This window comes from Mesorhizobium dulcispinae (genome assembly GCF_033977345.1).
Classification (GTDB): Bacteria; Pseudomonadota; Alphaproteobacteria; order Rhizobiales; family Rhizobiaceae; genus Mesorhizobium; species Mesorhizobium dulcispinae.
In genome coordinates, this window is sequence record NZ_JAVIIY010000008.1 from 145,351 (window position 1) to 170,433 (window position 25,083).

Sequence of the window (25,083 nt, forward strand, 5' to 3'; positions counted from 1 at the left end):
TGCCGATGAAGACCTACTCGATAGCCCTGATCCCCGGTGATGGCATCGGTCGCGATGTCACCGCCGCGGCCTGGGCGGTGCTGGAAACGGTGGCCAAGCACTCCGGCTTTGCCCTGACCGGAACCGAGTTTCCATGGTCCTGCAAATTCTACAAAGAGACCGGCCGCATGATGCCCGAGAACGGCATCGAGACCTTGCGCGCCTTCGACGCCATTCTTCTCGGCGCCGTCGGATGGCCGGCCGAGGTGCCGGATTCTGTCTCGCTGCACGGGCTGCTGCTGCCGATCCGCAAGGCCTTCGTGCAATACGCCAACATCCGGCCGCACCGCTTGCTGCCGGGCGTCACCGGACCGTTGCGAGCCGAGAGCTTCGACATATTGTGCATCCGCGAGAACACCGAAGGCGAATATTCAGGCGCCGGCGGGCGCGTGCATCAAGGCACGCAGGACGAGGTCGCGGTGGAGACCTCGATCTTCACCCGCGCCGGCGTCGAGCGCATCCTGCGCTTCGGCTTCGAGCAGGCGCGGGCACGGCGAGGCAAGCTTGCCTCCGTCACCAAGTCCAATGCGCAGAAATATTCGATGGTGTTCTGGGACGAGATCACCCGCAAGCTGGCCGCGGAGTACGCTGACGTCACCGTGACCAGCTATCACGTCGACGCGCTTGCCGCGCGCATGATCATGGCGCCGGAAAGCCTCGACGTGCTCGTCGCCTCCAACCTATTCGGAGACATACTGACGGACATCGGCGCGGCGATCCAGGGCGGGCTCGGCTACGCCGCCTCCGCCAATATCAACCCGGACCGTTCGGCGCCGTCCATGTTCGAGCCGGTGCACGGCTCCGCCCCCGACATCGCCCATCTCGGCATCGCCAATCCCATCGCCGCCATCTGGTCTGGCGCCATGATGCTCGATCATCTCGGCGAAAAGGCCGCAGCCGGCCGCGTCTTGAAGGCGATTGAAGCGACAACTGCGCGAGGCATTGGGACTGCTGCCGGCAAGGACAAGACGGACGCGATCACCGCCGCCGTCGTCGCGGCGCTCACCTGATTGCAAGGTCGTTTTCGATGAAAAGCTTGAAAGACAAAAATCTCTTCCGCGAGGCCGGCCTGATCGGCGGCAAATGGGTCGGGGCCGCTTCCGGCAGAACGGTCGATGTCATCGATCCCGCGACGCAGAGTGCGATCGGCACCGTCCCCGACATGGCCGGTTCGGAAACCCGCGCGGCCATAGAGGCCGCGGCTTCCGCCTATCGGGATTGGAAAAAGAAGACCAACGCCGAGCGCGCTGGCCTGCTGGAGGCCTGGCATGGCCTGATGCTTACGCATCTGGACGATCTCGCGCTGATCCTGACGACGGAACAGGGCAAGCCGCTGGACGAGGCCAAAGGCGAGATCCGCTATGGCGCATCCTTCGTCAAATGGTTCGCCGAGGAGGCGCGCCGGATCAATGGCCACACCATCCCCTCGCCTACATCAGACCGCCGCATCATCGTCCTGAAGGAACCGGTCGGCGTCTGCGGCATCATCACGCCGTGGAACTTTCCCAACGCCATGATCACCCGCAAGGTCGCGCCGGCATTGGCCGCCGGCTGCACGGTGGTGATCAAGCCCTCCGAGTTCACGCCCTATTCCGCGCTGGCGCTCGGCGTGCTCGCTGAACGCGCGGGAATTCCCGCGGGCGTCATCAACATCGTCACCGGCATGCCGGCCGAGATCGGCAACGAGATCATGGCCAACGAGACAGTGCGCAAGATCTCCTTCACCGGCTCGACGCGGGTCGGCTCGCTGCTGATGCGCGGAGCGGCCGGCAGCGTGAAGCGGCTCAGCCTCGAGCTCGGCGGCAACGCGCCCTTCATCGTCTTCGACGATGGCGATCTCGACCTCGCAGTCGAGGGCGCGCTCGTCTCGAAATTCCGCAATGGCGGCCAGACATGTGTGTGCGCCAACCGCATCCTCGTCCAGGCGGGGGTCTACGATGCCTTCGCCGCGAAGCTCACCGCCCGCGTCAACGCCATGACGGTGGGGCCCGGCACACAGGCCGGTGTCGCCATCGGGCCGATGATCAACATGGCGGCGGTCGAGAAGATCAACCGCCATGTCGAGGACGCGCTCGCCAAGGGTGCTGAGATCGTTACTGGGAAACCGGCGCTGCCGGAGGGCCCACAATATGTCGCGCCGTTGGTACTGACGGGCGCTACTAAAGACATGGAACTTGCTGGCGAGGAAACCTTCGGCCCGGTCGCGCCGCTCTTCCGTTTCGAGACCGAAGAGGAAGCAATCGCGCTCGCCAACGGCACGCCCTATGGGCTTGCCTCCTACTTCTACACCGAGAATTTGAAACGCGCCTGGCGCGTCGGCGAGGCGCTGGAATTCGGTATGGTGGGCTTGAACACCGGCTCGGTGTCGATGGAGATAGCCCCCTTCGGCGGCGTCAAGCAGTCCGGCCTCGGGCGCGAGGGCGCGCAGGCCGGCATCGAGGAATATCTCGAGATGAAAAGCTTCCATATAGGTGGGCTCAGCTGAAGTAATTCAGCTGAGCTCTGACCACCTCGCCCGGATCACTGAATCAGGTCGAGCGCCTTGTAGTAGAGGCCGACCATCGGCAGGAACCAGGGCTTGCCGGAATAGCCTGGGATGGCAGGCCACTCGAGCCCCTTCAGCGGATTGCGGTCCTCGCGGCCGAGCATGGCATCGGCCAGGATCATGCCGAGATGGGTGGAAAGCTGCGCGCCATGGCCGGAGTAGCCCATCGCGTACCAGACCCCCTCATGGTAGCCGGCGCGCGGAAAGCGGTCCTTGGTCATGTCGACCAACCCGCCCCAGCAATAGTCGATCTCGACCTTGGCGAGTTGCGGAAAAATCGCCGCGAGGCTTGCCCGCAATATCTGCCCACTCTTGGCATCTGAGCGCTGGTCCGATGTCGCCGAGAAGCGTGCGCGGCCGCCGAAGATCAGGCGGTTGTCCGGCGAAAGCCGGAAGTAGTTGCCGATGTTCATCGAGGTCACGCATGTCCGGTTGCCGGGCATGGTCGCGGCGATCTCCGCATCGCTCAGCGGCCGCGTGGCGATGATGAAGCTGCCGACGGAGATGATCCTGCGACGGAAGTAGCCGAAGTTCGGCGTCGTGTAGGCGCCGGTCGCCACCAGCACATTGTCGGCGCTGATCCGGCCGCGCGAGGTAGTCAGCTCATGCCGAGTGCCGGCCTGCTTGCGATCCGTCACTGCAGCGTTCTCGTGGATTATGGCGCCGTGGCGGGTAGCGGAAGTTGCCAACCCAGCTACATAACGGCCCATATGCATCATGGCGCTTTTCCTCGACAGCATCGCGCCATGGAAGGGCGAGCCGATCTCCGACTTGAGATCGGCCGGCGACAGCAGCGCCGTATCCGGATCGACCTCGGCATGGATGGCTTCGAAGTTGCGGGCGAGTGCTTCGAAATGCTGCGGCTTGGAAGCGAGTTTCAGCTTGCCGGCGCGGCGGAAGTTGCAGCCGATGCCTTCCTCGGCGACCAGCGCCTCGATGGCGTCGACGGAGTCGTCCAGCGCCCGGTAGAGCGCGATTGCCCGTTCCTTGCCCAACTCCGCCTTGGCCGAAAGGTAGCTGTGAGCCAGGCCGTTGTTCAGATGCCCGCCATTGCGCCCGGATGCGCCCCAGCCGACCCGTTCCGCTTCCAGCACGACCACCTTGGCGCCGGCCTTCGCCAGTTGGCGCGCGGCGGCGAGGCCGGTGAAGCCGCCACCGATGATGGCGACATCGTAGTGTCCCTCGACCGGGCCTTGCGCGCCGCCGGAAAAGACGGGTGCCGTGTCGTACCAGTAGGAAACCAGCTTCATTGGCAATCCGTCTGCTTCAAAGCCCGACCACGCCCGGAAGCCCGGAAATATCGCCGATCTCGACATAGCCGTAATACGGGTTGGCCGGCTCGTGGGCGCGGTTGACCCAGACCTTGTTCTTGATGCCGAGATCATGCGCCGACATCAGGTCGTAGCGGAACGAAGACGAGCAGTGAAGGATGTCTTCCGGGCCGCAGCCCAGCATGTCGAGCATGTATTCGAAGGCCTTGAAGCGCGGCTTATAGGCCTGCGCCTGCTCGGCCGTGTAGACGGCATGGAACGGCGCGCCGAGCTTCTCGACATTGGACATGATTTGTGCGTTCATCGCGTTGGAGAGGATCACCAGCGGAATTTCCTTGGCGACCTTGGCAAGGCCTGCCGGAACATCGGCATGAGGTCCCCAGGTCGGAACGCGCTCATAGACCATTTTGGCATCGTCGGGGCTGAAGACGACAGCATTGCGCTTGCAGGCGCGCTCCAGCGCGTTGTGGATGACGTCGGCATAAGGCTTCCAGTCGCCAAGGATCTCGTCCAGCCGATAGGCCGCGAAGTTCTTGATGAACTCCTGCATGCGCGGCTCGTCCAGCCGGCTGCCGTAGAGGTCGCGCGCCGCTTCCGCCATCTGGAAATTGGTCAACGTGCCGTAGCAGTCGAAGGTGATGTATTTGGGCCTGAAAGAAGCCATGTCCGTCGATCTCCGGTGGAAGCACACCCGCTCTGGGATGTGTTCCATCATAGGCCGGCAGGCGGCGGGCCACCTGACCGAAAAGCGCCTCCCTAAAGCAGAAAGTTTCGTATCCGCCGTCCTGTTTGGCACGCTGTAGCATCTTGAGCGCCGACGGATGCGCCGGTCGGAGGCGTGAAGCGCATCCAGTTCGATGGATGCCAGCACAAGATGCGGCGCATGCCCCGCGCAACGGCGAATGATACCGCCGAAGTCGAAACCTTCAGACGATCTGCGGCGCGCCAATGGCCGAGACTTAGAGGCAGACGGAAGGATGCCTCATGCAGCAGGGCGAGATCGAACTCCGGGACTTCGGGCCTGACCATATCGAGGGCGCGGTGGCGCTTTCTCGCCAGGAGAACTGGCCGCATCGCCCGCAGGACTGGCAAATGGCGCTGCAGCTTTCGAGCGGCGCGGTGGCACTCGACAACCAGGGCCGGGTCACCGGAACCATACTGGTGACGCCCTATGGCGCGGATTGCGCCATGATCAACATGGTGATCGTCGACAGGAACGTGCGTGGCAAGGGGCTCGGGCGCCGGCTGATGGAACAGGCCTTCGCCCTTGCTGAAAATCGGCCGCTGCGGCTCGTCGCGACGGCGGACGGCATGCCCCTCTATCAGAAACTGGGGTTCGCGCCCTCGGGCAACATCCTGCAGCATCAGGGCAGCGTGACTCATCTTGGTGCGCCGGATGGCGCGGAAGCGGCAAGCGCCGATGACCTGCCGGAGATCAAGGGGCTGGACCGCGACGCCTATGGCGCCGACCGCGAAGCCTTGATCGATGCGCTGGCCGAGCGAGGCCAATTCGCCGTCATTCGCCGCAACGGCGCCATTGAGGCCTATGCCGCTATCCGCCCGTTCGGGCGCGGCGAGGTGATCGGCCCGGTCATTGCGGGTAGCGCGGAGGAAGCCAAAGCACTGATCGGTTTCTTCGCCGCGTCGCGCCCCGGCGCCTTCCTGCGCGTGGATACGGACAGCAGGACAGGCATCGCCGGCTGGCTCACGGAAATCGGCCTCGCTCATGTCGGCGGCGGCGTGGCCATGGACCGTCCATCCAGGACGGACGCGGCGCAGGCCAGGCCAAAAGTTTACGCCCTCGCCAACCAGGCGCTCGGCTAGTCACGAGGACAAAAATGCTCGCCAACTCCCTGATCGAACTCGACCGCGCCCATCTCATCCATCCGGTCTCCTCCTATCGCGGCCACGAGGCGCTCGGCGTGCGCGTGCTGAAATCGGCGAAGGGCGCGACCGTGACCGACGCATCCGGCAAGCAACTCGTTGACGGTTTCGCCGGGCTGTGGTGCGTCAATGCCGGCTATGGCCATGACAGCATCGTCGAGGCGGCGGCCCGGCAGATGCGCGAGCTTCCCTACGCCACTGCCTATTTCGATCTCGGCTCGGAGCCGGCCATCCGGCTCGCCTCGGAACTGGCTGACCGCGCGCCCGGCGATCTCAACCACGTCTATTTCACCCTTGGCGGATCGGACGCTGTCGACAGCACGATCCGTTTCGTCCGCTACTACTGGAATGCCAGGGGCGAGCCGCAGCGCGACCAGTTCATTTCGATCGAGCAGGGCTATCACGGATCGTCGGTGGTCGGCGCCGGCCTGACGGCGCTGCCTGCCTTCCACGCCGGGTTCGGCATTCCCTTCGAATGGCAGCACAAGATCCCGTCGCCCTACCCTTATCGCAACCCGGTTGGTGAGGATGGCAACGCGATCATCGCCGCATCGCTCGCCGCGCTGAAGGCGAAGATCGAGGCGATCGGACCGGAGCGGGTCGCCGCCTTCTACGCCGAGCCCATCCAGGGCTCGGGCGGTGTCATCGTCCCGCCGAACGGCTGGATCAAGGCGATGCGCGAGCTCTGCCGCGAATACGGTATCCTGTTCATCGCCGACGAGGTGATCACCGGCTTCGGCCGGACCGGCCCTCTGTTTGCTTGCACGGACGAGGACATCGTTCCGGATTTCATGACGACCGCGAAAGGCCTGACCTCCGGCTATGTCCCAATGGGCGCCGTGTTCATGGCCGATCATGTCTACAACGTCATCGCCGACGCCGCGGGCAACGCGGCGGTTGGCCATGGCTACACCTATTCCGCCCATCCCGTCAGCGCCGCCGTCGCGCTCGAGGTGTTGAAGCTCTATGAGGACGGCCTTCTGGAGAACGGCACCAGGGCAGGCGCTCGCCTGATGGCGGGCCTGTCGGGCCTGAGCGACCACCCTCTCGTCGGCGATGTGCGCGGTCGCGGCATGCTTGCCGCGATCGAGCTGGTGGTCGACAAAGAGAAAAAGACGCCGCTTCCGGCCTCGTCCATGCCGGCGCGTCGGGTCTTCGACAGGGCGTGGGACAACGGCCTGATCATCCGTGCCTTTGCGCATGGGGTTCTCGGCTACGCACCCCCGCTCTGCTGCACGGATAGCGACGTCGATGCGATCATCGAGCGCACGCGTCGAACGCTCGACCAGACGCTTGACGATGCCGATATCCGCCAGGCCCTTGCATGACGGGCGACGCATTTTTCGCATCTCGAAATATCGCCGGGGCGGACGATTTCGCAATTTTGTGCCGCTACCCCGCGCCTTTTCGGCGAATCCAGCGCGGGGGAAGTGCCAGACTGCTTTTAAGAGAAGGCCAGACAGCCCAAATTTCCGGGCTTTTGAACAAGGCCGACGCCCCGGACAGCACGGAATTTTGTTCTGTTCAGCATGATGCAATTCAGTCGCACGCAGAGGAGAGCCAGTCTTGGCCAGGGGCTTTAACGAATTCAAATACATGACCTTCGATGTGGTCGGCACGCTGATCGACTTCGAAGGCGGCATCACAAGATGCCTGGCCGGGATTGCCGCCGAGGCCGGAGTTTCGATCGACGGTGAAGAGGCGCTAGCCCTTTACCGGCAGGCTCGCTACATGCCCGACGCAGGCTTGTTCCCCGACGATCTGGCGCGTGTCTACATGGTCATCGCGCCGCGGCTCGGCCTGCCGGCCGAGGAGAAATATGGCGTCCGCCTGCGGGATTCCGCCAGCACCTGGCAAGGCTTCCCCGACAGCGCGGCGGCCTTGGCCGACCTTGCGAAATCCCACAGGCTGATTGCCATGACCAATGCCCGGCGCTGGGCGCTCGATCATTTCGAGAAGCAACTCGGATCGCCCTTCTTCGCCACCTTCACGGCCGACGATACCGGCACGGAAAAGCCGGACCCGGCCTTCTTCCGGGCGGTCTTCGATTTCGTGGCCTCCCGCGGCGACAGCAAAGACGACATCCTGCACGTCGCGCAAAGCCAGTATCACGACATCGGCATATCCCGAACGCTTGGCATGACCAACTGCTGGATCGAGCGCCGGCACGCCCAGAAAGGCTACGGCGGCACGATCGAGCCCGAGCGCTTCACCATGCCGGACTACCACTTCACCTCGATGGCCGGCTTTGCATCGGCCGTGCGGGAAAGCCTGAAGGAACGAACCTGAGCCCAAGCCCGGAAAGCGCGCGATAAGACGAGCATTCCGGCGAAACCATCAGAAAGGGGAATGACATGACAGACAAGATCACGAACTGGACCAGAGCAGACGATGCCATGGTCGAAAATGCCATTCGACGGGGCGCCAGCCGCCGCGAACTCCTCAAGATGCTGCTGGCCGGCGGCGCCGCGGTTGCCGCGGGCGGCGTGGTGCTTGGCCGTGCCACGCAAGCCGTCGCCGCCATGCCGGTTTCCGGCGGAACTTTCAAGGCGGCCGGCTGGTCATCCTCGACCGCCGATACGCTCGATCCGGCAAAGGCGTCGCTCTCCACCGACTATGTCCGCTGCTGCTCGCTCTACAACCGGCTGACTTTCCTCGACAAGGACGGCAAGACGCAGATGGAGCTGGCCGAAAGCTTCGACAGCAAAGACGCCAAGACCTGGACCGTAAAGCTGCGCAAGGGCGTCACTTTCCACGACGGCAAGGACCTCACCGCCGACGACGTCGTCTTCTCGCTGAAGCGCCATCTCGACAAAGCGGTCGGCTCGAAGGTCGCCAAGATCGCGGCGCAGATGACCGGCTTCAAGGCGGTCGATAAGTCGACCGTCGAGATCACGCTCGCCGACCCGAACGCAGACCTCCCCACTATCCTGGCGCTCCATCACTTCATGATCGTGGCGGACGGCACCACGGACTTCTCCAAGGGCAACGGCACCGGCGCCTTCGTGCTGCAGACGTTCGAACCGGGCGTGCGTTCGGTGGTCACCAAGAACAAGAACTACTGGAAGTCGGGCAAGCCCTATCTCGACTCGTTCGAATTCATCGCCATCACCGACGACAGCGCCCGCGTCAACGCCCTGATTTCCGGCGACATCAATTTTGCGGCCTCGATCAATCCGCGCTCGATGAAGCTGCTGGAGAGCCAGCAGGGCTTCGAACTGTCGAAGACGACATCGGGCAACTACACGGACCTCAACATCCGGCTCGACATGGATCCGGGCAGCAAGGCCGACTTCGTGGCCGGCATGAAGTATCTCGTCAATCGCGAGCAGATCGTCAAATCGGCGCTGCGCGGACTCGGCGAAATCGGCAACGACCAGCCCGTCTCGCCGGCGAACATCTTCCACAATGCCGACCTCAAGCCGAAGGCTTTCGATCCGGACAAGGCGAAATTCCACTTCCAAAAGGCAGGCCTGCTCGGCCAGTCCATCCCCGTGGTCGCCTCCGACGCCGCGACCTCGTCGATCGACATGGCGGTGATCATCCAGGCCGCCGGCGCGGATATCGGCATGAAGCTCGATGTGCAGCGCGTCCCCTCCGACGGCTATTGGGACAATTACTGGCTCAAGGCGCCGGTTCATTTCGGCAACATCAATCCGCGCCCGACGCCGGACATCCTGTTCTCGCTGCTCTATGCCTCCAACGCGCCCTGGAACGAAAGCCAGTACAAATCCGAGAAGTTCGACAAGCTGCTCGTCGAGGCGCGCGGCCTGCTCGACCAGGCCAAGCGCAAGGAAATCTACGGCGTAATGCAGACCATGATCGCCGAGGAGGCGGGCACCATCATCCCAGCCTACATTTCCAACGTCGATGCCCTCTCCAGCAAGGTGAAGGGTTTGGAAGCGAACCCGCTCGGTGGCATGATGGGTTACGCGATGGCGGAGTACCTCTGGCTCGAAGCCTGAGAGGCGCCTGCCGGGGACCGGTCAGCCGGTCCCCGGCACTGCATTGCGCAAAATTGTCTGGCCGAACGCAACCGCAGGGAGCGCTTCCATGAAGTCTGGGGTTCTCAAACTCGTGGCGAAGCGGCTGGCGGTGGCGGTCATCACCCTTCTGATCGTCCTGTTCGCCGTGTTCTTCGCCACCAGCATGCTGCCTGGCGACACCGCGTCGATCCTGCTCGGCCAAGCGGCGACGCCCGAAGCGGTCGCCGGCCTGCGCGAGGCCATGCATCTCAACGATCCGGCGATCCTGCGCTTCCTGCGCTGGCTTCTCGGCCTGCTGCACGGCGACCTCGGCACCTCCTATGCCAACGAGATGCCGGTCGCCGCGCTGATCGGCGGCCGCTTTGTGAACACCATGAAGCTAGCAGGCATCACCACGCTGATCTCGGTGCCGCTGGCGCTGACGCTTGGCATCACCGCCGCGATGCTGCGCGGCTCCCTCTATGACCGCACCGTCACCATTCTTTCGATCGGCGTCATCTCCGTGCCGGAGTTCATGGTCGCGACTCTCGCGGTGCTGCTCTTTGCCGTCTATCTCAGATGGCTTCCGGCGCTGTCCTCGGTCAACGAGGCGCATTCGCTGACGGACCTCGTGCGCATCTATGCGATGCCCGTCATCACCCTCACCTTCGTCATCTCCGCCCAGATGATCCGCATGACCCGCGCCGCCGTGATCGAAACGCTCTCCACGCCCTATGTCGAGATGGCGCTTCTCAAGGGCGCCTCGCCCAGCCGCATGGTGCTCAGGCACGCGCTTCCCAATGCTCTGGGGCCGATCGTCAACGCGGTCGCGCTCTCGCTTTCCTATCTGGTCGGCGGCGTCATCATCGTCGAAACGATCTTCAACTATCCCGGCATCGCCAAGCTGATGGTCGATGCGGTCGCGACCCGCGACCTGCCGCTGATCCAGAGTTGCGCGATGATCTTCTGCCTCGGCTACCTCCTGCTCATCACGGCCGCCGATATCATCGCCATCATGTCCAACCCGAGGCTCAGATAACGATGGCTCGCGCGGCAACTTCTCGACGGTCCTTCCTGGGCCACAGCTACAACCTCGTGGGCGTCGTCGCCTCGCTGGTCATCCTGGCGTGGACGGTCGTCGCGATCTTCGCGCCTTACATCATTCCTCATCCGATCGGCGACATCGTCGACGACGACTATTTCGGACCGATGCGTCAAGGACTATGGCTCGGTTCCGACTATCTGGGACGCGACATGCTCTCGCGGGTCCTTATGGGCGCGCGCTACACCGTCGGCATATCGCTCGCCGCGGTGTCCATCGCCTGCTTTTCGGGTGTCGTGCTGGGAATGATAGCGGCCGTCACCGGTGGCTGGCTCGACACCTGCCTCAGCCGCTTCCTGGACGCCATGAACTCCATTCCCAGCAAACTGTTCGGCCTTGTCGTCGTCGCCGCTGTCGGCTCGTCGATCCCCGTGCTGATCCTGACGCTCGCCGTCATCTACATCCCGGGCGCCTACCGTTTCGCGCGGGCGCTCGCCGTCAACATAAACACGATGGATTTCATGACCGTCGCCCGCGTGCGCGGCGAGAGCACAATCTATCTCATCGGGTCCGAGATCCTGCCCAACATCATCCGTCCGGTGCTGGCCGATTTCGGCCTGCGCTTCGTCTTCATCGTGCTGTTGCTCTCGGGCCTCTCCTTCCTCGGGCTCGGTCTGCAGCCGCCGCTGGCCGACTGGGGCGCGCTGGTGCGCGAGAACATTGGCGGCCTGCCCTTCGCGGCCCCCGCCGTCATCGTGCCCTCGCTGGCGATCGCCAGCCTCACCATCAGCGTCAACCTGCTGATCGACAACCTGCCGCAGAAGATCAGGGACAGGGACGCATGAGCATGACCAATCTCGTCGAGGTCAGGAACCTGAGGATCGAGGCGACGACCGACGCCGGACGTGTCGTCGAAATCATCAAGGGCGTCAGCCTCGACATCGCCGACGGCGAGATAATCGCGTTGATCGGCGAGAGCGGCTCCGGCAAGACGACGGTGGCGCTCTCGCTGATGGGCTACGCGCGGCCGGGCTGCCGCATTACCGGCGGCGAGATCAATGTCAACGGCAAGAACATGGCCGCGCTTTCCGAGAAGGAACGCGCGAGGCTGCGGGGCACCGACATTGCCTATGTTCCGCAAAGCGCCGCCGCCTCGTTCAACCCGTCGTCCACGATCATGGAACAGGTGATCGAGGTCACGCGCATCCACAGACTGATGCTGCCCGAGCAGGCGCGCCGGCGCGCGGTCGAGCTGTTCAGGGCCTTGTCGCTGCCGGACCCGGAAGGCATCGGCGCCCGCTATCCGCACCAGGTTTCAGGTGGGCAATTGCAGCGACTGGCCGCGGCCATGGCGCTGATCGGCGATCCCAAGCTGGTCATCTTCGATGAGCCGACGACGGCGCTCGACGTGACGACCCAGATCGACGTGCTGAAAGCGTTCAAGTCGGTCATGAAGGTGGGTGGGATAGCGGGCGTCTACGTTTCCCACGACCTCGCGGTGGTCGCTCAGATCGCCGACCGCATCGTGGTGCTGAAGGGCGGCGAAGTGCAGGAGACCGGCACGACCGGAGAAATTCTTTCCGCGGCCCAGCATCCCTATACGCGAGAATTGCTGGCCGCCTTCGAGCCGAAGCCGCGACAAGCGCAGGCCGACGCAGATGCCGCTACGAAAGAGCTGCTGCGTATCGACAATCTAACTGCCGGCTATGGCCCGGTGCGGGATGACGGACTGCCACTGATCCGGGCCGTCGATTCCGTCAGTTTGGCCGTGGAAAAGGGGCGCAATCTCGGGGTCATCGGCGAGTCCGGCTGCGGAAAATCCACTCTGGCGCGGGTCATCGCCGGCATCCACCCGGCGGCCGCCGGCGAGATCGTCTTCGACGGCAAGGAACTGGAGCGGGCCGCCAGGAAACGCAGCCAGGATCAGCTGCGCGAGATGCAGATCGTCTTCCAATATGCCGATACCGCGCTCAATCCGGCCAAGCCGGTGGAGGACATCATCTCGCGACCGCTGGCCTTCTATCACCGGCTCGACAGGCAGGCGCGCTCGAAGCGCGTCGATGAACTGCTCGATATGGTGCGCCTGCCGAGGGCGCTGCGCTACCGTCATCCATCGGAGCTCTCGGGCGGCCAGAAGCAGCGCGTGAACTTTGCCCGTGCGCTGGCGGCAGACCCCAAGCTGATCATCTGCGACGAGATCACCTCGGCGCTCGACACGGTGGTGGCATCCGCCGTGATCGAGCTGCTCAAGGAGCTGCAGCGCGAGCTGGGGCTCTCCTACATCTTCATCAGTCATGATCTCTCGGTCGTCGAGGCCATCTGCGACAAGATCATGGTCATGTACAATGGAGAGCGGGTGGAACAAATCACGCCCGACAACGTGAAGGCACCCACCCATCCCTATTCCAAGCTTCTGTTCTCCTCCGTGCCGAAGCTCGATCCGACGTGGCTCGACGGCCTCGTCCGCGACCCCGAGCTCGTCAGCCAGTACGGTCACCGCTGACTACGTGAGGGAACAGGCTGGAAGACTAAAGGGTGAGGCAAGTTTTCAGCAACGATTGTGTCACCAGATCAACGCGCAGGCCCGCCGAATGAAGCTTGATCGACTGGACTCCCGCTTGCTTAATATTCTGCAGGCCAACAATCGCCACGGCACGGAAGAGCTTGGCCAAATGGTCGGCCTGTCGGCAACGGCGGTCCAGCGTCGTCTCAAACGGCTTCGGGAAGGGGGAGCAATCGAAGCTGACGTTTCGATCGTGAAACCCAAGACCGTCGGCCGGCCAATCGCGATGCTCGTGCTGGTTTCTCTCGAACGCGAACGGGCTGACATCGTCGACCGCTTCAAACAATCGATCCGCCAGACTCCGGAAGTGATGAACGGCTACTACGTTACAGGAGAAGCAGACTTCGTTCTCATTATCACATCCCGAAGCATGGAAGATTATGAAGCTTTTACTCGGAGATTTTTCTACGAGAATCACGACATTAAGGGGTTCAAGACAATGGTTGTCATGGATCGAGTGAAGGTTGGGTTTTCCATGCCAATCGATTTCGAGCATTTTCTTGATTGATAATGCGTTTAGGCCTGTCAACGGCGTGGTGCAGGCAGCCCGTGATCTGAATCTCTGCAAGAACGTGCCGCGAAAATGAGCGCGAGATTAGCGCCGATCCGAAGTACTGGTTTACCCGGCCGCGGACAGAGTCCGACGCGTTCGGAGCGTTTCCTCTTACAAACCCAGAATTGGCAGGAATTCTGCGGACATCCAATGAAATAAGACGGAATTGCGTGCCCCAACGGACATAAGCTGAGGTCACGTTTTGTAATCCTTGAGGGTGGAATGGAGCTGGAAGCAGTCGGCCTTGAACGGGAGGGGTCTCGACATCGTCCGTCGTCGGATTTCGTCGAGCCGAATTCGTCTGTTTCTGCGATTTGGCCCCCTAGGGATCCGAGAATGACGACCAGCGAAGATGTCGCCGAAATGGACCGTCCATCGGTTCTACACACCATCACCTACCTGAAAGATTGCGCCTCTGGCGTGAACGAGCCTCCGGTCATGCAAACCGGCAAGGGCGTCCGCATCCAGGAGGCCAGCGGGCGGGCTTTTTTTCTTGTTATGAGGGAATCCGAAATTGATGAGATGGCCTCGATCGCGAGGGCGGCCGTCGACGACGTTGCGCAAACGATCGAACACTGAAGGCGCCGAGCAAAGTGGAGAAAATCGAAACGGCACAGTCAGGAGGTCTTTCGGCATGCCTCCTGTTCTGAAAGTTCACGAACTGCGCAAGGCATTCGGCACGGCCCGCGTTCTCAACGGGCTGAGCTTCCAGATGCGGCAGGGCGAGGTCATTTCGCTGGTCGGCTCGTCCGGCTCGGGAAAGAGCACCGCCCTACGATGCATCAATTTTCTGGAGACGCCGAGTTCGGGTGAGATCGAGGTGATGGGCGATGCGATTTCCGCATCGCAGAACGAACGCCACGAAACGAAAATCGTCAACGCGACCAATATCAGAGTTTTCCGTCGCCGCATCGGAATGGTGTTTCAGAGCTTCAACCTGTGGCCCCATCGAACCGTACTTGAGAACGTGACCGAGGCGCTGATCTACGTACTGCGGAAGGGCAAGCGGGAGGCGGATGAAACAGCGCTTTCCGCGCTATCCAAGGTGGGCATGGCCAACTTTGGCCACCGGTATCCAAGCCAGCTTTCGGGTGGGCAGCAGCAGCGCGTGGCAATCGCGCGCGTTTTGGCGATGCAGCCTAAACTGATGCTTTTTGATGAACCAACCTCCGCGCTTGATCCCGAGTTGGTCAGTGAGGTCTTGAAGGTCATCAGAACGCTTGCCGACGAAGGGGCGACCATTCTCCTCGTCACGCATGAAATGAGGTTCGCACGGGAGGTGTCGAACCGAATGATATTCCTGCACAAGGGTATCGTTGAGCAGGATGCCAGGCCGGAAGAACTGTTTCGAAATCCCGCATCCGAAGCGGTGAAACGGTTCCTATCCAGCGTTATCTCAACCGTCGCCTGATGGCGGCCATCAATCAGAAAGCAAAGAGGGGTAACTCAGCATGCTCACAAAGAACGCACTTCGCTCAATCTGCGCATCCGGTCTCATGATGGCGGCGGCAATAGGCGCCGCATCGGCCGAGGATGGTGTCTTGCGCGTGGGCACCGAAGGCGATGCGCCGCAGTTCAGCATGGCCGATGCTAACGGCAACGTTACCGGCTTCGACGCCGATATCGCCAACGGCATTTGCGCCGAACTCAAGGTCAAATGCAAATTCGTGGTCCAGACGTTCAGTTCCTTGGTTCCGTCGATGGACAGCGATCGCTTTGATGTCATCATCTCGGGTCTCGGCATCACTGACGAGAGAATGAAAAAGATAGACTACTCCATCCCCTACGCAACCACACCCCAGTATTTCGTGGTTTCAAAGGATTCTCCGTTCGTCGGGCTGAAGAGTCTTGTGGAAATTGAGAAGGCGCTGGCCGGCAAAACCGTAGGTGTAGTGAACGGGACCACCTACGCCCAGTTTATCAAGAAACATATTCCGACCGCGGACCTGAAGACCTACGACGCCACGACCCAGCAGAATTCCGATCTTGCGGCAGGCCGGCTCGACGCTGCATTCGGCGATTCCCCAACGTGGGTTGACTTCCTCAGTTCGCCAGAAGGCGCCAACTTTGCCCGCATCGACGTTAAGGTCACCGGAGCGGACGATCACGAAGCGCTAGGTTATGGCATGGGTGTCGGCCTGCGCAAGGGAAACACAGAACTCAAGGCGAAGCTTGACGGCGCGATCTGTAACATGATCAACAACAGTAAGGTAAGGGCCGCCTCGGAAAACTGGTTCAAGGACGACTACACCATCCAGTGCAACAAGTAATCATCCGATAGGCAACAGATCGTCGCGGCAATCCCGCGACGGTCTGATGGAATGTATTTCATGTTGCACGATATCTGGGTGCTGATGATCGAGAAGGGCTGGTCCCTTGCACTGCTGCACGGCGCCGGCATTACGATTCTGATCGGACTTCTTGGTGTAGTCATAGGGTTGGCGACGGCAATACCGCTTGCCATCCTTCGTTGGCGCCGGGTCCCTGTTCTGTCACAGCTTGTTGATGTTTACAGCATCGTCATCCGTGGCGTTCCGGGACTGCTGGTCATTTATCTCCTGTTCTTCGGCTCCGTCGATTGGGTGCAGAAAATTGCCTCAGCATTCGGCTACGCGGATAGTGCCGAAAACGCCTATCCATTCATTGTCGGCATCATAGCAATCGCCGCCATCTCATGCGCGTACTCGATAGAAGTCATTCGGGGGGCATTGCAGGCCGTTCCTGACGGTCTCCTGGAGGCGGCTCGATCGCTGTCGCTGTCGCCACCCGTGACCTTCCTCCGCGTCACCCTGCCTCTTGCCCTCAGGCTGGCTCTGGGTGGGATCAACAACGTATGGCAGATGACAATCAAGGACACGTCGCTCGTATCCGTCGTCGGCATGCAGGAATTGATGCGTGCCGCTGCGGTCGCGGCCGGGATCACCCGCTCGCCGCTTCTGTTCTATTGCCTGGCGGCGGCGATGTTCTTCGCCATCACGGCGGCGAGTCAAGTTCTGTTCGACCGCGCCGAAAGACATTTCAATCGCGGCTTCAGTAGAGGTTAGGATGGATTTCAGCATCGCCACATATGCGATTCCATTTCTCCTCATCGGCACAAAGACAACCCTGTTTATTGCAGCTTTCGGGGTCGGTCTTGGATTGCCGTTCGGCATCCTGCTCGCAACAGCCCGGATATCCCGGGTCAACACGATTCGGAAATGTGCCGATTTCTACTGCGCGGTATTCAGGGGCACGCCGATGCTGGTGCAGATCTTCGTGATCTACTACGGTCTCGCACAGATAGGTCTCATACGCCACAACGCGGTTATGTGGTGGCTGATCGGCGACAGTCTGCATGCTGCCATCCTTGCCGTCATTCTCAATACCGGCGCCTACACTGCGGAGATTTTCCGCACTGCCCTGCTCTCGCTGCCGCGCGGGCTGATCGAGGCGGCAGAAGCCTGCGGCATGTCTCCCTGGGTGATCTTCCACCGTATCAAATTTCCATTGGCGCTGCGGCAGGCCCTGCCTTCCTACAGCACCGAGGTCGCAGTCATCGTCAAGGAATCGAGCCTTGCTTCCACAATAACGGTGCTTGAAATAACCGGCTACGCGAAGCGGCTGATGAGCGAGACCTTCGCCATCATGGACATCTTCGTCGTCACCGCTGTCTTCTATCTGACTATCAACGTCATCTGTCTGAGTGCTCTCAATGCCATCGAAAGGCGACTGTCCTTCGAGCGGCATTCCGCACGCTGAAAGGGTACCTCATGTCCAAACTTACCTTTATCGATCAGAACAACCTTCCCGAACCGCGGAGTGGAGAACCGCTGCCGGAACGGCGCGTGGAAGGCGATCCCCGTTTCCTGACTTGGGATATCGCGCAAACCTCTGACGGCCAGGTGCAGGCCGGCGTATGGGAGGTCACGCCGGGCGCCTATCGCTCCATAAAGGGCGGAACCTTCGAAGTCTGCTACATCCTTTCGGGGGTTTCGGAACTCATCGAGGATGGGGGCGAGCCGCGTCGCATTGCGGCAGGCGACGCCTTCGTGATGCACCCTGGATTCACGGGCGTCTGGCGAGTGATCGAAACCACCCGGAAGCTCTGGGTCTCGCGCGATTGAGCGCGTTGATTGGATCACAGATGCACACCATGGATACGAGCGCCCCGCGTCCGTTCAAGGCTACGCCGTACTGGTGGGACGATTGCGCATTCTCTGCTTTGCCGGTGGTGCCGCTGGTCCCCCGATGCGATGTCGCCATCGTCGGTGGCGGCTATGCGGGACTGTCGGCGGCCATCGAACTTGCGAGAGCCGGACGCAGCGTTCAGCTCTTCGACCGGCAACCTATCGGGCAAGCCGCGTCCAGTCGAAACGGCGGCATGGCAAGCGGCAGCATAAGGCCGAGCCGCAAACAATTGATCCGCAGGTTTGGTCAAGCGCGGGCCGATGGCATACTGGCGGAAGGAAAGGCCGCGCGGCAGGATTTGGCAGCCTTTCTCGAAGCCGAGGGGGTGGAGTGCGACTTCTTCCTCTCGGGTCTCTTCGATGGAGCCATAAGCGATCGCGAATGCGAGGACCTCAGCCACCACGCCGAGTTGTTGCACCGTTCCCTCGGGATTGAGGCATTCGCGGTCCCCCGCAACGAGGTATCGCGGTATATCGGCACGGATTTCTACGCTGGCGGCTTCGTACGGATGGACATCGGAGGCCTTCATCCCGCCAAGCTGCTATCGGGCATATTGCGAGTTGCCAGGACAACCGATGCCGTCATTCACGAGAACACGAGGGTTCTCGGGACCACTCAGGATGCTGGTGGCGTGCGTGTCGCAACGTCACGCGGCGACGTGTCGGCGAAAAAGCTGTTGGTATGCACCGACGCCTACACGGACGGCTTCGATCCTTGGCTGCGCCGTCGCCTTGTGCCGGTGCGCAGCCGCATCATAGCGACTGAGCCCTTGGGCGAAGGCGTGATGGGTCGGCTGATGCCGAAGAAGATGATGTACGGCGACACGAGACAGCTCAGCTATTACTATCGCCCGTCGCCGGATGGCTCGCGCATTCTGTTCGGTGGACGAGACGGCACGACTGAGGGAGATCCGCTTGCGCCTACCACACATCTGTGCTCGGAACTCCGGCGCATATTTCCCGAACTGGCAGGCGTGGGCATAACGCATAGCTGGTTCGGCCAAGTCGCGATGAACCGGGATATGATCCCGCGAATGTTTACGGTTGGCGATACGGTCTACGCCACTGGATTCTGCGGTTCCGGTGTGGTTTGGGCCCGCTGGCTCGGCAAGAAGGCTGCGTTCAAGCTTCTTGGCCAGACAGAGAAGGCCCAGTCGGCTTTCGACTTCGATCCACCGCCTAAGGCAGTGCCGTTGTACCGCGGCAAGCCTTGGTTTATCCCATTGGTCTATTCGCTCTACGAGCGCAGGGACAAGCGCGCCATGCGCGGCAAGAATGAAAGTCCGAAAGGCTGATCTTCTTTTTTCAGTGATCGCACGTACGGCCTCACATTGGAAACAGGCTGGGCAGCGGCATGTGCGATTTGACGATCGGCGACTTCAACACGACGAAGCTGAAATATTTGTCGATGCCGATATCCATGTCGGTCAGCCGCTCCATGATCGTCTGATATTCGCCGATTCCGGCGGTGACGAATTTCATCAGATAGTCGTAGCCGCCCGAGACGAGGTGGCATTCGATGACCTGATCAATCTTTTCGACGACGGCGAGAAAGCGGGCGAAGTCGACCTGGCGATGGTTCTTCAAGGTGATCTCGGTGAACACGGTGAGCGTCTGGCCGAGCTTGCCGATATTGACCTGCGCCGAATAGCCCTCGATATAGCCTTCCGACTGCAGCTTCTTGACCCGCATCAGGCACGGGCTCGGCGACAGATGCACCAGCTCGGCCAGTTCGACATTGGTGATGCGGCCGTTCTTCTGCAACTCGTGCAGAATCTTGATGTCGATCCGATCCAGTTTCATGGGTTGTCTCCGAGGAAGAGTGCCACAGCACAAAATGCCGCCATGCTGGTGATCGTCGAGACTACCATAGCCCGCTGGCCTGTCCATCCGAGCGGACACCGCTTTGAAACGCAGGGTCTCGCGATTTCAACAGGGTTGCCGGAACAAAATTCTGCTTGTGCCTCAACTGCGGCAGCGGCTGCCTGCGCAACGCGATAAACTGGCGCTTCAAGGCAGAGAGGATCATGCGCGCGCCACTGCAGCAAATCGAGACATCTGGAGAACTGCCGCAATCCGCTGATGCAGTGATCATCGGCGGCGGCGTCGTCGGCGTCTTCGCAGCCTATTACCTGACGCGGCGAGGCATGAAGGTCGCGCTTGTCGAAAAGGGACGCATCGGCGCCGAGCAGTCGAGCCGGAACTGGGGATGGTGCCGCCAGCAGAATCGCGACGCCCGCGAATTGCCGATGGCAACCCACAGCCTCGATTTGTGGGAGCGCTTTGCAACGGAGACCGGCGAGGACACCGGCTTCCGCCGCTGCGGCCTGCTCTATCTCAGCAATGACGAGGCGGAACTGGCCGGCTGGGCGCGCTGGCGCGACTTCGCCAGAACGGCCGGCGTCATCACGCATATGCTGGACACCACCGAGGCCAGCAAGCGGGGCCGCGCCACGGGCCGGACGTGGAAGGGCGGCGTCTTCTCGCCGACCGACGGCACCGCCGATCCTTCGCGGGCCGCGCCCGCGGTCGCCCGCGCCATCCTCAAGCTTGGCGGCAGCGTGCACCAGAATTGCGCCGCGCGCGGCATCGAGACCGAAGGCGGGCGTCTGAGCGGCGTGGTCACGGAAAGCGGAACGATCCGCACGAAGATGGCGGTGATGGCTGGCGGCGCCTGGGCCTCCTCCTTTTGCCACCAGTTCGGCTTTCGCTTCCCGCAGGCGTCGGTTCGCTCGTCCATCCTTTCCGTCTCGCCCGGCGCCGAAGGTCTGCCGGATGCGCTGCACACCGCAAAGATTTCGGCCACGCGCCGCGGCGACGGCGGCTACACCCTCGCGATCAGCGGGCGCGGACGCGTCGACGTAACGCCGCAGCAGCTGCGCTTCTCCTCGCAATTCGTGCCCATGTTCCTGAAGCGCTGGCGAAGCCTTGGGCCCGGCGGATTGCAAGGCGTGCGCTCGGGCCACGAAACGCTGAAACGCTGGCGGCTCGACCGGCCGACGCCGATGGAGCGTATGCGCATCCTCGATCCGGCTCCGGACCAGGCGACGATCCGGCTGACCCACGCCCGAGCGCTCGAACTTCTGCCCGATCTCAGAAAGACGAGGATCAGTGCTGCCTGGGCAGGTTATATCGACAGCACGCCGGACGGCGTGCCCGCCATCGGCGAGATTGACGCCGTACCGGGTTTCTTCCTGGCCGCGGGATTTTCGGGACATGGCTTCGGCATCGGGTCCGGCGCCGGGCACCTCGTCGCCGATCTGGTCACTGGGGCGGAACCGATCGTCGATCCGACATCCTACGATCCGCGGCGCTTCGATGCTTCGGCCTGGGGCAAGGTCGCCGACTTCTAGTCTCAAGCTCGACATTCCGACATGGCTTGGTTGGTGGAATCTCCGGAACTGCATCAGCCCTCCCGAAGAAAGGCGCCGATCGGCGCCGGCCGGGCAGGCGCTTGCCCACGGAACCGGCCGACATCCTCGGGCGTACAGCCGGCTTGCGCCGCAATGAGCTCGACGGCGGCCAGTTGGCAATAGCGTCCTTGGCAGCGCCCCATGCCGACGCGCGACAGCGACTTCACCCTGTTGGCCTCGCCGCCACAGCGTTCTACGCTCTCGCGTATGGCTCCTGCACTCACATTCTCGCAGCGGCAGACGATCGCATCGTTGGTGATTGCCCGCGCCATTGCGTCCGGCCAGGGAAAGGCGCGAGCCAGACCGGTGGCAAAGCGTTCGAGCCGCGCGAGCTTGCGCAGATCGGCGCTAGCCGAGGGCGCCGGAATGCCGAGATCGGACAGGCATGCCGCCGCGGCGAGACGCCCCGCGATCTCCGCCCCGTCCGCTCCGAGGAGGCGAACCCCGTCGCCCGCAAGATAGACGCCGTTGCCGGCTCGCCCTATCTCGTCGGTCTTCGGCAGCCATTGCCGCCACTGCTCGTCATAGGCGAAGGTGCATTCTGTCAGGTCGGCCAAATGCGTCTCGGCCCGCAGATGCCAGCCCACGCCGATCATGTCGCATGGGGTGACTTGCTGCCTTCCTCCAGCATCGCGCCAGCGCAGTGCCGTGACACCCGACGCGTCTGCCTCGATACGCTCCAGCGTCACGCCCGCACGGTAGCGGCCGCCGAGCCTTGCCCTCAGCGCCAAGCCGCGCAGCGCGACGATCGGCCGGGCCGCAAGTCCGGAGAATCCCCGCATCTGCTGGCGCCAGGAGGATGTATCCAGCACCGCCGCCACGTCCGCTCCGGCCTTGAGGAGCTGTGCACCGACCAGCGTCAGCAGAGGTCCCGATCCGATGAGAACGATGCGCCGTCCGAGCGCCACGCCCTGCGCCTTGAGTGCGATCTGCGCCGCACCTAGGCTGTAGACGCCGGCGCTCTGCCAGCCCGGAACTGGAACGACGCGGTCGGACGCTCCGGTGGCGAGGATCAGGCGGTCGTAGCCGATCACCTGCACCCCGCCCTCTCCCAGAACGTGCAGCCTCCCGTCATGCGCGGCGATGACGGAGCTGCCCGCGTGGTGGGTCAGCCGCCTTTCTCCGGCCAGCCGGTCGAAGAGCGCATGCAACACACGCGCCTTCACCACTTCCGACCCGTAGAGCTGTCTCGGCATGCGGACGAACCCATCCGGCGGGCGCCGATAGATCTGCCCGCCCGCGCGATGCCCTTCGTCGATCACCACCGGATGGAATCCGGCCGCGACCAGCGTCGCCGCCGCCCTTATGCCAGCGGGACCGGCGCCGACGATGACGATCCTCGGCGATGAGGCGTCGCTCATGGCCAGTTCTCCGGCGGCGCCGTGCGCAACCGCATGCCCTCAGCGACCGGCGTGGAACACGCCCGCAGGCGTGGCCCCTCCTCCTGCCACACCCAGCAATCCTGGCAGGCTCCCATCAGGCAGAAGCCGGCGCGCGGCTCAGGTCCGAACTCGGAGTTTCGCAACGCGTGTCCTGAAGCCAGCATGGCGGTCAGCACGGTATCGCCCGCAAGCGCGCTCCGCATCTCACTATCAAGAACGAAACGCACCTCTGGCCGGTCGCGCTCGGCCAGCCGGACGATGCGGCCGGTATTCATTCCGCGGCCTCTCGCACCGGCCTCGGACGTGGCAATTCAGGGAAGCGTTCGCAGACCGCATCGAAGGCTGCCTGGACGCCATCCGCCCCGGAGCGACCTTTCATGCGCCGAAAAATCTCCGTCTTGGCGAAGAACCGCCAATGGATCGGCAGAGCATCCAACACGGCGTGGAGCTGGTCATAGGCTGCCGGCGTCCACTGTGCCTCGTAGCCGTCGCGCTCCGGGCCGAAATGGAAATGGCTGGCGGCCGGCTTGTGCCGCGCGCGCAATTGCGCGGTCGCCTGCTCGTCGACCTCGCCGTCGCGCAGGACGACGCCATAGTCGCGCCCAGCCGCTGCCGCGGAGAGATAGCCGCGCCGCACATCTTCGGCGACCCGCCAGGGCTCGCGCTGAAACGGATCGCCGCGCCCGCCGCCGCCGGCGGAGCGAATCTCGAGCACGTCGCCGGGCTGCAGGACCGCCGTGTCGATGTTGCCCAGCCGCCGCTCGTGCTCGGTTCCCGGATTGACGACCATGTCCGACAAGCCGGCGGCCTTGCCGCCCAGCACGCCCCAGGGGCGGAAGAAGCTGCGGTCGCGGTTGCGCGCCGTGATCCGGGAGTCCGGCGCAAAGACGCGGAAGGCCATCTCGGTCGCCAGCCCGCCGCGCCAGCGGCCAGCGCCGCCGCTGTCCCTGGCGAGCCCGTATTTCACGAACTCGACCGGCGTCTCGGTCTCGGTGATCTCGATCGGCGTGTTCTTGAGATAGGCGGCATCGGCGCCCGATCCGTTGGTTCCATCGCGACGCGGCATCGCGCCGCCGCCGCCCACAACGGGGTTCACCGCCGCGATGACGCTGCGGCTGGTGCGCTCGTCTGTGGTCATGACATTGACGATGCAATTGTTGCCGGCCGGCGCCGCCGGCAGTCGTTCCGGCACCGCCTGCGAGAAGGCGCCGAAGATGACCGAGCGTAGCCGGGCGCAGGTCAGCGAGCGCATGCCGACGGCGGCGGGATGGACCGGATTGAGCACCGAGCCCTGCGGCGTGATGCAGGTGAACGGCCGGGTAAGCCCGGTGTTGAGCAGGATCTTCGGATTGAGCGTATAGAGCACGTAATAAACGCCGACGAGCAGCATGGTGTGGCGCGGATCGCCGCCTGAAGGCACGTTGAGCGAGGAGCCGAGCTGCGGATCCGAGCCGGTGAAGTCGAGCACCGCCTCGTCGCCTTTGATCGTCAGCCTCAATTTCAGCCGGCAGGGATTGGCCTCGACCGAATCCTCGTCGGCATAGTCGGCGAATTCCCATGTGCCGTCGGGCATGGAGCGCAGCACGTCGCGCGCCTGCGCCTCCGCATGGTCGAGAAGCGCGGCGACGCCTTCGACGAAGCCGGCCTTGCCGAACTTCCGCACCATCGCCTGGATCTTGCGCTCGCCCGTGTTGAGCGCGCCAACCAGCGCCTTGATGTCGCCGATGTTGAGGTCGGGCTTGCGCACATTGGTGCTCATGATCCTGAGGATCGCGTCGTCGAAGACGCCCTCCCGCACGAGCTTCATCGGCGGAAAGCGGATGCCTTCCTGATGGATCTCGGTCAGCGCCCGGCTGAGCGAGGCCGGCACAGCGCCGCCCATGTCGGTGTTGTGGATATGGCCTCCGGCCCAAGCGACGATCTCGCCGTCGACGAAGACAGGCTTCCACAGATGCGTATCGGGCGCGTGCGTGGCGACGTGGCCGGAATAGGGATCGTTGGTGAAGGCAACGTCCCCCGGCCGGTAATCGTCCACCATCGCGATCGCGCGGTGATAGGAAAGCCCCGGATACCAGGTGGCGCCAAGCTCCATCGGCACGGCGAAGGTCGCCCCCGAGCGATCCATCAGCATCACGGTAAAATCCTGCGTCTCCTTGACGAAGGCGGAATGCGCGGTGCGGTGCAGCGTGTGCGCCATGTTCTCGGCAGCCGCTCGGGCATGGTTTGCGAGAACCTGAAGATTTGTCCGGTCAAACAAGAC

At 62.9% G+C, this 25,083-nt stretch carries 24 protein-coding genes; 18 read left to right on the forward strand and 6 right to left on the reverse strand.

From position 1 onward, the window contains the following. The first annotated feature begins 5 nt into the window (after positions 1-5). Complete coding sequence (locus RFN30_RS18715) at positions 6-1,049, forward strand: tartrate dehydrogenase (protein ID WP_320263561.1); 1,044 nt, start codon at positions 6-8, stop codon at positions 1,047-1,049. A gap of 17 nt (positions 1,050-1,066) precedes the next feature. Next, on the forward strand, positions 1,067-2,524 hold the full coding sequence (locus RFN30_RS18720) for an NAD-dependent succinate-semialdehyde dehydrogenase (RefSeq protein ID WP_320263562.1): 1,458 nt from the start codon (positions 1,067-1,069) through the stop codon (positions 2,522-2,524). A 35-nt stretch (positions 2,525-2,559) separates the two neighbouring features. On the opposite strand, the gene RFN30_RS18725 is transcribed toward RFN30_RS18720, so the two are convergent. Together RFN30_RS18725 and RFN30_RS18730 are read right to left on the reverse strand one after the other, a co-directional pair. Then, a complete protein-coding gene (locus tag RFN30_RS18725) occupies positions 2,560-3,834 on the reverse strand; it encodes an NAD(P)/FAD-dependent oxidoreductase (protein WP_320263563.1) in 1,275 nt (424 codons plus the stop codon). Between the two features lie 16 nt (positions 3,835-3,850). Beyond that, positions 3,851-4,519: a haloacid dehalogenase type II gene (locus RFN30_RS18730; RefSeq protein ID WP_320263564.1), complete on the reverse strand. Its 669-nt coding sequence runs from the start codon at positions 4,517-4,519 to the stop codon at positions 3,851-3,853. A 320-nt stretch (positions 4,520-4,839) separates the two neighbouring features. Here RFN30_RS18730 and RFN30_RS18735 point away from each other — a divergent pair, with 320 nt between their 5' ends. The 15 genes from RFN30_RS18735 (at position 4,840) to RFN30_RS18805 (ending at position 19,323) form a co-directional block, all read left to right on the forward strand. Next, the gene (locus tag RFN30_RS18735) at positions 4,840-5,679 is read left to right on the forward strand and encodes a GNAT family N-acetyltransferase (protein ID WP_320263565.1); all 840 of its coding nucleotides are present in this window, start codon (positions 4,840-4,842) and stop codon (positions 5,677-5,679) included. A gap of 14 nt (positions 5,680-5,693) precedes the next feature. Then, positions 5,694-7,067 (forward strand): aspartate aminotransferase family protein, encoded by a 1,374-nt coding sequence (locus tag RFN30_RS18740; RefSeq protein ID WP_320263566.1) that lies wholly within the window; start codon positions 5,694-5,696, stop codon positions 7,065-7,067. 268 nt (positions 7,068-7,335) lie between these two features. Beyond that, complete coding sequence (locus tag RFN30_RS18745) at positions 7,336-8,028, forward strand: HAD-IA family hydrolase (protein WP_430699066.1); 693 nt, start codon at positions 7,336-7,338, stop codon at positions 8,026-8,028. A gap of 65 nt (positions 8,029-8,093) precedes the next feature. Beyond that, entirely contained in the window at positions 8,094-9,704 is a 1,611-nt protein-coding gene (locus RFN30_RS18750; RefSeq protein ID WP_320263568.1) for an ABC transporter substrate-binding protein, read from the forward strand. A gap of 88 nt (positions 9,705-9,792) precedes the next feature. Further along, positions 9,793-10,743: an ABC transporter permease gene (locus RFN30_RS18755; protein ID WP_320263569.1), complete on the forward strand. Its 951-nt coding sequence runs from the start codon at positions 9,793-9,795 to the stop codon at positions 10,741-10,743. A gap of 2 nt (positions 10,744-10,745) precedes the next feature. Continuing rightward, a complete protein-coding gene (locus RFN30_RS18760; protein ID WP_320263570.1) occupies positions 10,746-11,591 on the forward strand; it encodes an ABC transporter permease in 846 nt (281 codons plus the stop codon). A gap of 2 nt (positions 11,592-11,593) precedes the next feature. Further along, a complete protein-coding gene (locus RFN30_RS18765; RefSeq protein WP_320263730.1) occupies positions 11,594-13,249 on the forward strand; it encodes an ABC transporter ATP-binding protein in 1,656 nt (551 codons plus the stop codon). An 88-nt stretch (positions 13,250-13,337) separates the two neighbouring features. Continuing rightward, positions 13,338-13,817, forward strand: a complete 480-nt coding sequence (locus tag RFN30_RS18770) for an Lrp/AsnC family transcriptional regulator (RefSeq protein ID WP_320263571.1) — start codon at positions 13,338-13,340, stop codon at positions 13,815-13,817. Positions 13,818-14,198: 381 nt separating this feature from the next. Continuing rightward, on the forward strand, positions 14,199-14,441 hold the full coding sequence (locus RFN30_RS18775) for a hypothetical protein (protein WP_320263572.1): 243 nt from the start codon (positions 14,199-14,201) through the stop codon (positions 14,439-14,441). A 55-nt stretch (positions 14,442-14,496) separates the two neighbouring features. Continuing rightward, on the forward strand, positions 14,497-15,273 hold the full coding sequence (locus tag RFN30_RS18780) for an amino acid ABC transporter ATP-binding protein (protein ID WP_320263573.1): 777 nt from the start codon (positions 14,497-14,499) through the stop codon (positions 15,271-15,273). A gap of 40 nt (positions 15,274-15,313) precedes the next feature. Further along, a complete protein-coding gene (locus RFN30_RS18785) occupies positions 15,314-16,132 on the forward strand; it encodes a transporter substrate-binding domain-containing protein (protein WP_320263574.1) in 819 nt (272 codons plus the stop codon). Positions 16,133-16,192: 60 nt separating this feature from the next. Further along, on the forward strand, positions 16,193-16,906 hold the full coding sequence (locus tag RFN30_RS18790; protein ID WP_320263575.1) for an ABC transporter permease subunit: 714 nt from the start codon (positions 16,193-16,195) through the stop codon (positions 16,904-16,906). Position 16,907: 1 nt separating this feature from the next. Beyond that, positions 16,908-17,600 (forward strand): ABC transporter permease, encoded by a 693-nt coding sequence (locus RFN30_RS18795; protein ID WP_320263576.1) that lies wholly within the window; start codon positions 16,908-16,910, stop codon positions 17,598-17,600. An 11-nt stretch (positions 17,601-17,611) separates the two neighbouring features. Beyond that, a complete protein-coding gene (locus RFN30_RS18800; protein WP_320263577.1) occupies positions 17,612-17,965 on the forward strand; it encodes a cupin domain-containing protein in 354 nt (117 codons plus the stop codon). Between the two features lie 20 nt (positions 17,966-17,985). Next, positions 17,986-19,323 carry an NAD(P)/FAD-dependent oxidoreductase gene (locus tag RFN30_RS18805; protein WP_320263578.1) on the forward strand — a complete coding sequence of 446 codons (1,338 nt, stop codon included), beginning with the start codon at positions 17,986-17,988 and terminating at the stop codon, positions 19,321-19,323. Between the two features lie 31 nt (positions 19,324-19,354). Here the strand turns inward: RFN30_RS18805 and RFN30_RS18810 are convergent, their stop codons facing one another. Beyond that, positions 19,355-19,831: an Lrp/AsnC family transcriptional regulator gene (locus tag RFN30_RS18810; RefSeq protein WP_066989429.1), complete on the reverse strand. Its 477-nt coding sequence runs from the start codon at positions 19,829-19,831 to the stop codon at positions 19,355-19,357. 224 nt (positions 19,832-20,055) lie between these two features. Here RFN30_RS18810 and RFN30_RS18815 point away from each other — a divergent pair, with 224 nt between their 5' ends. Beyond that, complete coding sequence (locus RFN30_RS18815; RefSeq protein ID WP_320263579.1) at positions 20,056-21,381, forward strand: NAD(P)/FAD-dependent oxidoreductase; 1,326 nt, start codon at positions 20,056-20,058, stop codon at positions 21,379-21,381. A 53-nt stretch (positions 21,382-21,434) separates the two neighbouring features. Here the strand turns inward: RFN30_RS18815 and RFN30_RS18820 are convergent, their stop codons facing one another. The 3 genes from RFN30_RS18820 to RFN30_RS18830 are packed head-to-tail and all read right to left on the reverse strand — an operon-like array spanning position 21,435 to position 25,080. Next, positions 21,435-22,802: an FAD/NAD(P)-dependent oxidoreductase gene (locus RFN30_RS18820; protein WP_320263580.1), complete on the reverse strand. Its 1,368-nt coding sequence runs from the start codon at positions 22,800-22,802 to the stop codon at positions 21,435-21,437. Next, on the reverse strand, positions 22,799-23,098 hold the full coding sequence (locus RFN30_RS18825; RefSeq protein WP_320263581.1) for a (2Fe-2S)-binding protein: 300 nt from the start codon (positions 23,096-23,098) through the stop codon (positions 22,799-22,801). The genes RFN30_RS18820 and RFN30_RS18825 overlap by 4 nt, the downstream gene beginning before the upstream one ends. Continuing rightward, positions 23,095-25,080: a hydantoinase B/oxoprolinase family protein gene (locus RFN30_RS18830; protein ID WP_320263582.1), complete on the reverse strand. Its 1,986-nt coding sequence runs from the start codon at positions 25,078-25,080 to the stop codon at positions 23,095-23,097. The genes RFN30_RS18825 and RFN30_RS18830 overlap by 4 nt, the downstream gene beginning before the upstream one ends. Between the last annotated feature and the right edge of the window lie 3 nt (positions 25,081-25,083).